Raw genomic sequence first — 11,964 nt, 5'->3', positions numbered from 1 at the left:
CGTCACCGCCGGAGAGAATTGGCCCGACTGGCCGGTTGCCGTCGTCGCCAACGCCAGAAGCGCCGTGAAGGCGAGAGAAAGAAGGGGTGTCTTGCGCATCATTTGCCGTCCGTCTGCTCTTGTCGTCGTCGGATTTTGCCCCCGAACCGTCCCTAGCGGGCGCAGGAACGTCGGTATTTTCGCCCATCAGTCCCTGCGCCAAAGCCCGCGAGTTCGACCGACATGCTGAAATCCGTATTGGCCGACACACTAGTCGAGGACGTGAAGCGACGCGAGAGGGAAAGATCGACCGCGACACATTCGTTGCGATATTGCAGACCGACCGCCGCCTTCGCGGCGCGATCGGCCTGGAAATCGTAGCGCCCGGAAACCTTGCCGCGCCAGTTGCGGGCGAAGGTCCATCCGGCGTCGAAGGTGAATTCGGAGCTTGCCTTGTTGCGCCCTTCCGCGGGGTCGGCCATCAACCACAGATAGCCTGCGCTGATATCGTATTTCTGGGCATTGTAGCCCAGCCTGAGTTCATTGCGGCTGAAGCTGAACGCGTCATCGAACAAGGCGCGGTTCATCATCGTCAGGCCGAACGCGGTGTCCAGATGGGTGGCAAGCAGCCAGTCCGATGAGGTGCCGTCAAGACCAGAGCCGATAGAGAACTGGCCAAGATCCTCGGCCCGGAAGACGCGACCGGCCGTGACACCCAGCGACCAGCCCGCCGGATCGCGGCGTGTCCAGCTGACCCCGAGATTGAGGCGGGTGCCGAGTTCGCGTTCATCGACACCCGGAAAGCGGCTGTAGCCAAAAAGGTTGCCCTCATCAAAGGAACTGATCTGGCTGTCTTCGTTTGGCACATCTTCGATGTCGTTGCGACTCCAGACAAGCTGGGCGACGGGTTCGATCACCTGGGTGGCGCCGCCTGCGGTCTCGGTCTTGACCCAGGGCCAGCGCAGCTCGACCATGGCAGAGGGGGCAAAGCGCGTCACGGTTCCAGGATATGTGGCGTCCTGCCCGATGGAATAGAAGTCAGCAGCGGCCATGAACCCGCCGGACAGGACCATGCCGTTCGACAATGTCCAGTTCCGGCTCCAATCGGCTGCGAGTGTTGTCCGTGCGATATCGCGGCCATCGGTGATGCCGTCGCCATTGGCGTCGGTTGTGACAGTGGAGCTGCGCCGGTGGCTGTGGGTCTGGAACGAAAACTTGCCCTCACCGCCAAGATAGGCGGGGCGGAACCGGCGTTCGAATGTGAGGTCACCGACGAGGGTCGGCAAAACGGAATTGTCGTCACGCGCGCGGATCGACCAGTAGCGGAAGATGCGGGCATCGATATGTTCGTTGCGCCGGGTGCGGGTCAGTTCCACGCCGCTTTGCAGCCGGTCGCGGCTGCTGACATCGTAGTCGAGCAGATAGGCGTCGTCGGTCACCGTCTGGAGTTTGAGGTTCAGCCCGAAATCCCTTGGAAGATCGAACTTGGCGTTGCCGAACAGGTAGCCGCGTGTCTTGCCGGGGATCAGGTCATCGCGGCTGAGCGCGCCCGAGAACTCCATCTTGCCGGTGCGGAACGCCTGCCGGTAGCGGAATTCCAGCGTCCGCGTCTGTTTCGCCGACACATAGGGTGTCAGTGTCAGGTCGCGGCTGTCGCCGATGGCGATGAAATAGGGCAGCTTCACCCCAGCGCCGAGGCCGGATGTCGTCCGGATGGTCGGCAACAGGAACCCGGTCGACCGTTCCAGGGTAGGGTCCGGCATGCGCAGCCGTGGTGCGTAGAAGATCGGCAGGCCGGCAACCCGGAACTGGGCGTGATCGAAGTAAAGCTGGCGCTCTTCCTGATCATGGACCACCCGCCGCGCCCGGATTTCCCACAAGGGGGTCGGGTTCGACGGACAGACTTCGCAGGACGAGGCCACGACCCGGTCAAGCACGGTGAACCGCCCGCTGGCCCGCGTAAGCCGGTTCGAGGCGATCTGAAGCTGCTGGTCCAGAACCATGCGGGCGCTTGTCAGGACGCCTTCGGTCAGATCGCTTGAAAGGTCGGCCGCATCTGCGACGATGACCGTGTTGCTTTCATCGGTCAGGCGGATCGGGCCGGTGATTTCCAGCCTGTCGGTCTTGCTGAAATAGATGATGCGTTCGGCTGTCAGCCGCGTGCCCTTGTAGAGCACCTCGACCGCCCCTTCGGCCGTCAGGGTGTCATTGGCCTCCAGCAACACCTGATCAGCGATCAGTTTCGCCTGATCCTGCGAATGCAGGGGTGACGTCAACAGGCAGAGTGCGACCAGTGCAAGTAGAGCGCGCCGTATCATCCGTCCTCCAGATGCAGGATCAGGCTGAGCGACAGAAGAGCTGCAGCAACAGGTGGGGACCAGGCAGCGATCAGGATCGGGATCTGGCCGTTTTCCCCCAGAACCTGCGCGAAATTGCGCAGAAGGAAGATGGCAAACCCGGAGATGATGGCAAGCAGAACCATCAGGCCGGTACGTCCCGATCGCGCGTGGCGCATGGTGAAGCCTGCGCCAACCAGCACCATCGTGGCCAACAGAAGCGGCAGGGCCAGTTCCATATGCAGCCAGACATAATGTTTACGCGCGGAAAAGCCCGCGCGTTCCAGCGACGAGATGAAGCCGGGCAGATCCCAGATCGCAATCGACGACGGCGTTCCGAAACTGTCGCGGATCTGGTCGGCCGTCAGTTCCGAGGGCACGCGGAATGTCTCGTGCCGCAGGGAATTGGCCTCGGGGTTGGTTTCGGGTGTAAACCGCCATTCCTTGGCATCGGTCAGGGTCCAGGCCCCCGGCGTCAGTTCCGCCCTGGCCGCATCGATACGGGCAATCGGGCCGGTCTGAAATCCGAAGGTGATGAAGGAAACGTCAAAAAGCGTGGTGCCATCCAGATTGGCACGCGTCGCGCGGATCACGGTCTGGCCTTCCTCGGAACCCTGCCGCAGCCACAACCCTTCGCGCGACACCGACAGGACATTGCCGTCACCCAGCCTGTAGCTGTCGGACAGCGAGTCATAGCGTTTCGACGTGCCCGCGACGATGGGATTGAGTGCGGCCACCGCAAATGTGCCGATGAGGATTGCGGCAATGAGCGGTGATACCAGCATCCGCAGGGCCGATCGCCCGGCAGCGCGGATGACGACCAGTTCGGAAGACCGCGCCAGGGCCAGAAAGAGCGCGATGGAGGCAAGGATCATCACCATCGGCAAGATGCGGTAGGCAGATTTCGGCACCTTCAGAAGGGCGAGTTCGGCGGTGCGCGCAAGGCTCAGACCCGCGCCCGAGAAGCGCCGGATCTGCTCGACCATCTCAATCAGATAAAGAACGGCAAACAGGCCAAAGAAGACCAGAAGGAACGATGAGGTGAAACGCCGGGCGATATAGAGCGACAGCTTCATGACGCCACCGCCGCGACAAGATCGTGGCGGACGCGTCGCGCACGCCCGGCAAAGACCAGCAGAACCCACGCAATCACCAGCCCCGCCAGAGAGGGCACATAGACCAGCGGCCAGAGGCGTGGCGTCTGGTCGATAAGGCTTGCAGTCCCATTGACGAGGAAATTGACGAAGATCAGCAGGGCCGTAGCGCCCGCAATCTGCCGCCAGAGGCCGAAGCGGCTGAACCCGCCATTCAGCAGCGCGGCAAAGCCGATCAGCGCCGCGACGACGGCGATCAGCGACTGGGCAAAACGTTCATGCCCGGCATAACGCAGCGCGCCGGGTTTGGCCCGCATGGCTTTCCTGAGCGCCGGATCGGCGGTCAGCAATGCAATCGTGGAAACGGCCTCGGGTTCGGGACGTCGCTGACTGCCTTCGGCCGACAGGGATGACACATCAAACGAATACTCATCGAACCTTGTGGTGGCCAGGCTGCTTGTGCGTTGATCGAGCGTCTGGGCGAGGCCTTCGAACATCAGAAGTTTTGGGCCAAGCGCGCTTTTGACCAGGATTGCCTGTTCGGCGGTATAGTTCGTCCGCTCCCCCGGCACACGGGCATCGGACAGAAAGACGTCGAGCAATTCACCGGTTTCGGTGATTTCGCGGATATAGAATGTGATGCCCTTGGCGGGATGCAGGAACGCACCTTCGTCGAGGAACTTCGAAGTGATGTTCTGGGCGATATCGACCTTGCGTTCAGCCAGCTTGGTCCGGCTTGCGGGCACCAGCACATGCACGAGAACCGCGATCATCAGACCGACGATGATGCCGAAGAAAAGGACCGGTCGCGCCAGCCGCATTGGCGAAAAGCCGGTGGCCTGCATCACCACCAATTCGCTTTCCGATGACAGCCTGTTGGTCACATAGACGGCAGCGACGAAGGCCGAGACGGGCAGGACAAGGCGGATCACATTTGGCAGCGTCAGCGCGGTGAACTCAAGGAATACCCAGGCCGACTGGCCGTCCGATATCAGCTCATCGAACAAAGCGACGGCGCGGTTGACCCAATAGACCGAAACGAGAATAAGCGAGAAGAAGCCGAACAGCATCATCAGCTGCGACAGCATGTATCTGTCGAATCTGGACACGTTCCCGGACACTCCCTCACCGCGTTTGCCCATCCCTAGCCGATCGGGCGGGCGGGGAAAACTCATATCTGGCCAAGCCGGGGGCAGGGCGGTAGGGTCCGGCGAAACAATGCCCGGAGGTCTTTGGATGAGCGCGCCCGTTTCTGTTACTTTCGCCCCTGTCGATTTCGACGCCCTGAAGACGGCTGAGGGCAGGATCGCCCTTCTGCTGGTGCCCGATGGACGGCTCGGCGCCGTTGCCCGCAGGGTTGACCGGCTGATGCGGGGCGCGGTGTCCCGCGCGCTGGAGGGCAAGGCCTGGGGCAAGTTGAAGCCTGGTCAATCGCTCGATCTGTCCTATCCGGCCGGTGTCGCCGCCGAGGTTGTGCAACTGGTGAAGCTGCCGAAGAAGGCAACGGTGGAAGAGGCGCGCAAGGCCGGGGCCGCCATCGGCAAGGCTCTGGGTGAGGCCGGGTTGACCGTGGTCGCAGCAGGACAGCCGAAAACCGCCGAGATGGCTATGGGGATCGCGCTGCGGTCCTACACCTTCGCCAACTATCTGAGCGAAAAGAACGGTGACAAAGGGGTGGTGACGGTGATGGCCGACAAGCCCGAGGAGGCCGAGGCGGACTTTGCGCCGATGGCTGCCGTTGCCGATGGCGTCTGTTTCACCCGCGATCTGGTCAATGAGCCCGCCAATATCCTGACCACGAGTGATTTCGCCAATCGTCTGGTAGAGATGAAAAAGCTTGGGCTCGAGGTTGAAGTGCTTGAGGAAAAGGACCTCGAGAAACTCGGCATGCGGGCGCTTTTGGGTGTGGGGCAGGGGTCGGAAAGCCCCTCTAAGGTCGTTGTCATGCAATGGAAGGGCGGCGAGAAGGACGCGGCCCCCTTTGCCTTTGTCGGCAAGGGCGTGGTCTTTGACACCGGCGGCATTTCGATCAAGCCTGCCGCGGGCATGGAAGAGATGACGATGGATATGGGCGGCGCGGGCGTCGTCTCGGGCGTCATGCGGTCGCTGGCGCTGCGCAAGGCCAAGGCCAATGTCGTGGGGCTTGTGGGTCTCGTGGAAAACATGCCCGACGGCAAGGCGCAACGGCCGGGCGATATCGTGCGTTCGATGAAGGGCGATACGATCGAGGTGGTGAACACCGATGCCGAGGGGCGGCTGGTGCTGGCCGATGTCCTTTGGTACGCGCAGGAGCGGTTCAAACCCACGGGCATGATCAACCTTGCCACCCTGACCGGCGCGATCATCATTGCGCTCGGGCATGAAAATGCGGGCGTATTCTCCAATGACGACACTCTGGCTGGCGCGGTCCTGAAAGCGGCGCAGGCCGAGGGCGAGGGCGCCTGGCGCATGCCGATGGGCCCAGCCTATGACGAGCTGATCAAGACTAGGCTTGCCGACATCAAGAATACCGGCGGGCGGCCTGCGGGGTCGATTACGGCCGCGCAGTTCCTCAAGCGCTTCGTCAAGGACGAGGTGCCCTGGTGCCATATCGACATTGCGGGCGTGGCGCTGCCGCCGAAGGAAACCGCATTCGCGCCGAAAGGCGCGTCGGGCTGGGGGGTCATGGCGCTCGACCGGCTGGTGCGCGACATGCTGGAAGGCTGATGGGCAACGCGTTCTTCTACCACCTCACGCGGTCGCCGCTTGAGGCGACCTTACCGATGCTTCTGGCAAAGTCGCTTCAGGCGGGCTGGCATGTGGTGGTCAGGGGGCGCGATGCAGGGCGGCTCGACTGGCTGGACCAGAAGCTTTGGGCGGGGCCCGAGGAAGGGTTCATGCCGCATGGACTTGCGGGTGGCAAACATGATGCATTGCAGCCGATCCTGCTGACCTCCGGGGCCGACGTTCCGAACGGCGCGCAATGCCTGATGGCAGTGGACGGAGCCGAGGTGGTCGCTGACGAATGCACCGGTCTTGAACGGGTCTGTATTCTTTTCGACGGCAATGATCCGGCGGCCGTCGATCATGCGCGCGGCCAGTGGAAGGCACTGACCGGAGCGGGGATCGCCGCGCAGTATTGGAGCGAGGAAGATGGGCGTTGGCAAAAGAAGGCCGAAAGCGGACCACCCCCGGCATCGGACTGACTTGGCTTTGACAGTTCAGAGCACATGGGATCAGCTATAGCGTTTCGTGTTTATCTTGAAACATCACTCATCAGCTAACGCGTTAAAATATATGATTTCAGGCAGCGTTAGGTGATTCAAGTTTAACGCGAAACGCTACAATACCCACTGACAAGGCGCGCGGCACGTGCGCCGACTAAAAGCGCCCAACCGCCCCGCAACCCACTCTGTTTCGCGCCGTGGTTTGGCTATTTGCTGCCAAGCCGTTCCAGTCGCGCGGCCTTCAACCGGGCGAAATCATCGCCCGCATGGTAGGAGGACCGCGTCAGCGGTGTGGCCGAAACCATGAGGAAGCCCTTGCCATAGGCGGCCTTCTCATAGCCCTTGAACTCTTCCGGCGTTACGAACCGGTCCACCCGGTGATGTTTCGGCGTCGGTTGCAGATACTGGCCGATGGTCAGGAAATCGATATCGGCCGCGCGCATATCGTCCATCACCTGCCGCACGCCTTGCGCATCCTCGCCGAGCCCGACCATGATCCCTGACTTGGTGAACATCGTGGGGTCCAGCTCCTTCACCGGCTGCAAGAGGCGCAACGAATGGAAATACCGAGCGCCGGGGCGAACGGAAGGGTAATGGCCCGGCACGGTTTCAAGGTTGTGGTTATAGTCATCGGGGCGCGCCTCCACCACCTTTTCCAGCACATCCGGGCTGCATTTCAGGAAATCCGGCGTCAGGATCTCGATGGTGGTCTTCGGCGAACGGTGGCGAACCGCACGGATCGTCTGGGCGAAATGCTCGGCCCCGCCGTCCTCCAGATCGTCGCGGTCGACCGAGGTGATGACGACATGGTTGAGCCCCAGCGTCTCGACCGCATGGGCGACACGGCCCGGTTCAAAGGCGTCCAGCGCATCGGGGCGGCCGGTGGCGATATTGCAGAACGAACAGCCGCGAGTGCAGATATCGCCCATGATCATCATGGTGGCGTGGCCCTGGGACCAGCATTCGCCGACATTGGGACAGCCCGCCTCTTCGCAGACCGTCACCAGCTTGTTGGTACGCAGGATGTCGCGCGTCTGTTTGTACCCGGCCGAGGTCGGGGCCTTGACCCGGATCCAGTCGGGCTTTTTCGGCTGCGCCTGATCGGGGCGGTGCGCCTTTTCCGGGTGGCGCTGATCGGGAATTTTGAGGTCGCGCACGGATTATTCCCCCTAACTCGCGTTCCAGCACGGGGATAGGTCTTATTCACATGAAATACAACATGCGCGCATGCAGGGACAGCATGTGCGCGGGGTAGGAGGTACCATGGGTAAGAAGTTCTTCGCCGAGGCCGTCGGCACATTCATTCTCGTTTTCTTCGGTGTCGGATCGGCCGTCCTGATGGGCGACGAGATCGGCATGCACGGAATTGCGCTGGCCTTCGGCCTGTCGATCGTGGCCGCCGCATATGGGCTTGGCCCCATTTCGGGCGCGCATCTCAATCCCGCCGTGTCGTTCGGCATGGTCGCGGCTGGCCGTATGTCGGGGCGTGATGCCACGATCTACTCCATCGCCCAGGTCCTTGGCGCGGTGAACGGGGCTGCCGTCGTCTTGTTGATCGCCGCCGGACAGAATGACTACGCGATCGCAACCAACGGCCTTGGCCAGAATGGCTATGGCGCGGGTTATCTGGGCGAATACTCAATGGGGGCTGCGTTCCTGTTCGAGACCATTGCGACCTTCGTCTTTGTCACCGTCATCCTCGGGGCAACGCAATCGGGCGCGCCTTCTGCGATGGCGGGCCTTGCCATCGGCCTGACGCTGACCGGCATCCATCTGGTCGGCATCAATGTGACCGGCGTCTCGGTCAACCCGGCCCGTTCCTTCGGCCCGGCGATCTTTGTCGGCGGCGAGGCGCTGCGCGATCTGTGGCTGTTCATCCTCGCCCCGCTGCTTGGCGGTGTGGCGGCAGGTCTGCTCCATGCCTTCGGCGCAACCCGCACCGCCGTGGGTTAACCTCTGGCGTAGGCAAAGCTCATCGTGACCGGCCGGTCAGCTATCGCTGGCCGGCCCAGCTCATTGCCGCGGTCAACAAGCGCGGAATTCAAGCCGGGCAGGCGCTCGCCCAGCGGTTTCGGTTCGGATCCGGCAAAGGGGTTTACCCTCGACCGGCTGCGCGGCCCCAATTCAAAGCATCGACCCGGTTCCGCAGAATTGCAGTGCGACGTGGGTTGCACTCAATGCGCCGCATTATGGTGTGCGACCTTCATGATGAGCGGAAGCAGGCGGGGGAAATCGCCCAAGATGAAGCAGGGCAGCTTTCAGAACTTGACCCGAACCCATCCGCGACCGACAGTTGGTCGATAAGGGCGCATGGCCCGAAGGCACGGGGGCCAGCGATAAGACGCGCTCGCCTCGCGTGCCGAATGGGGGAAAACATGCGCTGTTTCACGGTATTGGGGCCGTCTCAATCGGGAAAGACCGAGCTTGTCCGCGCGCTGGCGGCGCTGGAGGACGGCCATCCCCGGTCCGAGACGGCCGGTCATCTGATGCTGACCCGCTTTGGCTTCATGGGTGAGGATTGGTGCGCCGTCGATGTCGCGGGCGGACCGGAATTCGCCCGCATGGGGGGCGCGGCCCTGCTGGCCGCCGATGCGGCTGTGGTGTGTGTCGGACCTGATCCTGACGAGGCGGTGCTGGCCGCACCCTGGATCCGGGCGACCGAGGCGGCGAATGTTCCCCTCTTCATCTTCATCAACAAGATGGACGTGCCGAAAGGACGGGTGCGTGATATCGTGTCTGCCTTGCAGGCCTATACCGGCCATTCGGTCGTGCTGCGCCAGATCCCGATCCGCGAAGGCGGCGAGATTGTTGGCGCGATCGATCTGATTTCCGAACGGGCATGGCGCTACCGGGAAGGCCGGCCGTCGCAATTGGTCGAAATGCCTAAAAGTGAGGCGGACCGCGAACATGAGGCGCGGGCCGAATTGCTGGAACAGATGTCGGATTATGACGACAAGCTGCTCGAGGAACTGATCGAGGACCACGAACCGGCCACGGGGGCCTTGTTCGAAATTGCAAAGCGGGAGACCCAGCACCGCGATGTGGTCCCGACCTTCCTCGGGGCCGCGAGCCACAAGAACGGCGTATTGCGGTTGATGAAGGCGCTGAGGCATGAGGCACCGGACGTGTCGGGTCTGGCCGAACGGCTGGGCGGCAAGGATGCCGTCGCGGTTGGGTTTCACGCGCAGATCCGCAAGCATCTGGGAAAATGCGTGATGCTGCGGGCGCTGGGGGGCGGTGTGAAGACCGGCGCGCAGCTTGGCGGCGGCGGCCTTGGCGGGCTCGTCGATATCGGTGGCAAGGCCGGGGGCGATCATCTTGAGCCGGGCGAGATCGGGATATCGGTGAAATCCGATCAGCTTGATGCGGGCAAGGTGTTTTCCGCCTCGGGCGGCACTGCGGTTCCGGATTGGGGCAGGGGCTGCCCGCCGGCCTTGGCCCGACTGGTCTCGCCCGCGCATGAGCGCGACGAGGTGCGACTGTCGACGGCTTTAGCGCGACTGGCCGAGGCCGATCCGATGCTGCGGCTGGAACAGGATCCGGCGACGGGCCATGCTTTGCTGAAGCTGCAAGGGGTCATGCATGAACGGCAGACGCTTGCCACTCTGGCCGATGATTTCGGGGTCGCGGTCACGACCCATGTGCCAGATCCACGCTATCTGGAGACAATATCCTCTCAGGTCGATGAACATTATCGCCACCGCAAGCAATCGGGCGGTGCGGGCCAGTTCGCTGATGTCGCGGTCAGTGTCCGGCCGTCGGGGCGGGGCGACGGTTTCGTCTTCGATGATGTGGTCAAGGGCGGGGCTGTGCCCAAGAACTACATCCCCGCGGTCGAGGAAGGCGCGCGCGAGGCATTGGGAAAGGGGCCCTTGGGCTTTCCGGTGACGGATGTCTCGGTGACCCTGACGGATGGCAAGCATCACGCGGTCGACAGTTCCGATTTCGCCTTTCGCATGGCCGGGCGCATGGCTTTGCGCGAGGCTCTGGGCAAGGCGGGCCCGGTCCTGCTGCAACCGATCGAGCGGGTCGAAATCCATGTGCCCTCGATCTATTCCGGGGCGATGGTGTCGCTGATTTCCTCGCTGAAGGGGCAGGTTCTGGGGTTTGACGGCGATCCCGATCATCGCGGCTGGGATATCTTCCGGGCGCTTCTGCCAGCCTCGGCCGAGGAAGACCTGGCGATGGCGCTCGGCTCGGCCACGCAAGGCACGGCCTGGCATGAGATGAGCTTTGACCATTACGAGGAGATCTATGGCAAGGAGGCCGAGCGGATTTCCAAGGAACACGCTGTGGCGTGAGGTCGTCGATCGGTGCCCGCGATAGAGAGTCAGTGCGTTTCGAGTGTTGGTTGAAACGCCTTGGATCAGGTTTTCGGTGAAAGCCCTGACAAGAGTTTGGCCATCAATGCGCCGAACTGGTCCTGTTCGTCAGCGCTCAGCGATGCGAGGATCCGGGTTTGATTGGCCGAATGGGCAGAGAGGGCGCGCTCTATCAGCGCGCGTCCCTTGTCCGAGAGCTGAACCAGCGTGCCGCGCCGGTCGTTCGGATTGGGCAGGCGCTCGATCAGTCCGGATGTCTCCAGCCGGTCAAGCCGGGCCGTCATACCGCCTGAGGACAGCATGTTGATGCCGTAAAGTTCGGTCGGGGTCATCCGGTAGGGCGCGCCCGAGCGACGGAGCGCAGCCAGCACGTCAAATTCGCCGTCCTGAAGCCCGTATTCGGCGAAGACCGGCACCAGATGATCGCGGCGGATCACGAGGGCCAGTTCCGAGAGCCGCCCCAGAGCCTCCATCGCCCGAAGGTCGAGGTCCGGCATTTCCTGCCGCCATTGCGACACCGCGAAGGCGGCGCGATCCATTTGTCTTGACATCAAGATACTTTTTAATAAGTTAGTTTACGATAAGATACTAATCCAGATCGGAGTGAATTCAAATGGCGGATGCCGTTTCCCGCGCGGGGGTGCTGCCCCGCGCCGCAGGGTCTTCCTTTGCCGCGCCGCTCTTGTTGATCGCAGTCGGGTCCCTGATTGCTGCGGCGGTCGCCTTGTCGAAACTCGCCGCTTCTGCCGGGGCGCCGATGCTGGGCTATCTTGGTGCGGTATGGATCGGGGCGGGGGTGATCCTTGCGGTGCCGGTTCTGGTCCGCCGGGGGACTGCCGGGCTGGGCGGACCCGGCGGCGGGGCGCTGTGGGTCGGGGTGGCGGCCACGATTCCGGTGGCTTTAGAGCGTGTTGCGGTTTTCGAGATTCAGGATTCCCCCGATGCTTGATCTGTGATTCCCTGTCTGTATGGCAGATATGGGGGTCAGTGATGGGCAAACCACATCCTATGGCACTTCGTGAACGTG

The 11,964-nt window shown here is 62.6% G+C and carries 10 protein-coding genes; 5 read left to right on the top strand and 5 right to left on the bottom strand.

The window, feature by feature from the left end; translation table 11 throughout:
* Positions 1-152: 152 nt before the first annotated feature.
* Genes WBB85_RS19095 through lptF form a run of 3 tightly spaced genes read right to left on the bottom strand, consistent with a single transcriptional unit; the run spans position 153 to position 4,518 of the window.
* Complete coding sequence (locus WBB85_RS19095; protein ID WP_432640176.1) at positions 153-2,297, bottom strand: LPS-assembly protein LptD; 2,145 nt, start codon at positions 2,295-2,297, stop codon at positions 153-155.
* Positions 2,294-3,391, bottom strand: a complete 1,098-nt coding sequence (gene lptG, locus WBB85_RS19090; protein ID WP_432640175.1) for an LPS export ABC transporter permease LptG — start codon at positions 3,389-3,391, stop codon at positions 2,294-2,296. Before lptG ends, WBB85_RS19095 begins: the two co-directional genes overlap by 4 nt.
* Complete coding sequence (gene lptF / locus WBB85_RS19085) at positions 3,388-4,518, bottom strand: LPS export ABC transporter permease LptF (protein ID WP_432640174.1); 1,131 nt, start codon at positions 4,516-4,518, stop codon at positions 3,388-3,390. The genes lptG and lptF overlap by 4 nt, the downstream gene beginning before the upstream one ends.
* Before the next feature lie 127 nt (positions 4,519-4,645).
* Between lptF and WBB85_RS19080 the strand changes: the two genes are divergently transcribed.
* Both WBB85_RS19080 and WBB85_RS19075 read left to right on the top strand, forming a co-directional pair.
* Entirely contained in the window at positions 4,646-6,115 is a 1,470-nt protein-coding gene (locus tag WBB85_RS19080) for a leucyl aminopeptidase (RefSeq protein ID WP_432640173.1), read from the top strand.
* A complete protein-coding gene (locus WBB85_RS19075) occupies positions 6,115-6,594 on the top strand; it encodes a DNA polymerase III subunit chi (protein WP_432640172.1) in 480 nt (159 codons plus the stop codon). Before WBB85_RS19080 ends, WBB85_RS19075 begins: the two co-directional genes overlap by 1 nt.
* Positions 6,595-6,821: 227 nt before the next feature.
* On the opposite strand, the gene lipA is transcribed toward WBB85_RS19075, so the two are convergent.
* The gene (lipA, locus tag WBB85_RS19070) at positions 6,822-7,772 is read right to left on the bottom strand and encodes a lipoyl synthase (RefSeq protein WP_432640171.1); all 951 of its coding nucleotides are present in this window, start codon (positions 7,770-7,772) and stop codon (positions 6,822-6,824) included.
* A gap of 106 nt (positions 7,773-7,878) precedes the next feature.
* Between lipA and WBB85_RS19065 the strand changes: the two genes are divergently transcribed.
* Together WBB85_RS19065 and WBB85_RS19060 are read left to right on the top strand one after the other, a co-directional pair.
* Positions 7,879-8,568 carry an MIP family channel protein gene (locus WBB85_RS19065; protein ID WP_432640170.1) on the top strand — a complete coding sequence of 230 codons (690 nt, stop codon included), beginning with the start codon at positions 7,879-7,881 and terminating at the stop codon, positions 8,566-8,568.
* Between the two features lie 422 nt (positions 8,569-8,990).
* Entirely contained in the window at positions 8,991-10,916 is a 1,926-nt protein-coding gene (locus tag WBB85_RS19060; RefSeq protein WP_432640169.1) for an elongation factor G, read from the top strand.
* A 65-nt stretch (positions 10,917-10,981) separates the two neighbouring features.
* On the opposite strand, the gene WBB85_RS19055 is transcribed toward WBB85_RS19060, so the two are convergent.
* Complete coding sequence (locus WBB85_RS19055) at positions 10,982-11,488, bottom strand: MarR family winged helix-turn-helix transcriptional regulator (protein ID WP_432640168.1); 507 nt, start codon at positions 11,486-11,488, stop codon at positions 10,982-10,984.
* Positions 11,489-11,550: 62 nt separating this feature from the next.
* Here WBB85_RS19055 and WBB85_RS19050 point away from each other — a divergent pair, with 62 nt between their 5' ends.
* Positions 11,551-11,886 carry a hypothetical protein gene (locus WBB85_RS19050; protein WP_432640167.1) on the top strand — a complete coding sequence of 112 codons (336 nt, stop codon included), beginning with the start codon at positions 11,551-11,553 and terminating at the stop codon, positions 11,884-11,886.
* Positions 11,887-11,964 lie beyond the last annotated feature (78 nt).

Origin of the sequence: Albidovulum sp., assembly GCF_049646345.1 — a bacterium.
GTDB lineage: Bacteria > Pseudomonadota > Alphaproteobacteria > Rhodobacterales > Rhodobacteraceae > Albidovulum.
The sequence above is the reverse complement of the archived record's forward strand: the minus strand, read 5'-3'. Positions and strand labels throughout refer to the sequence as shown.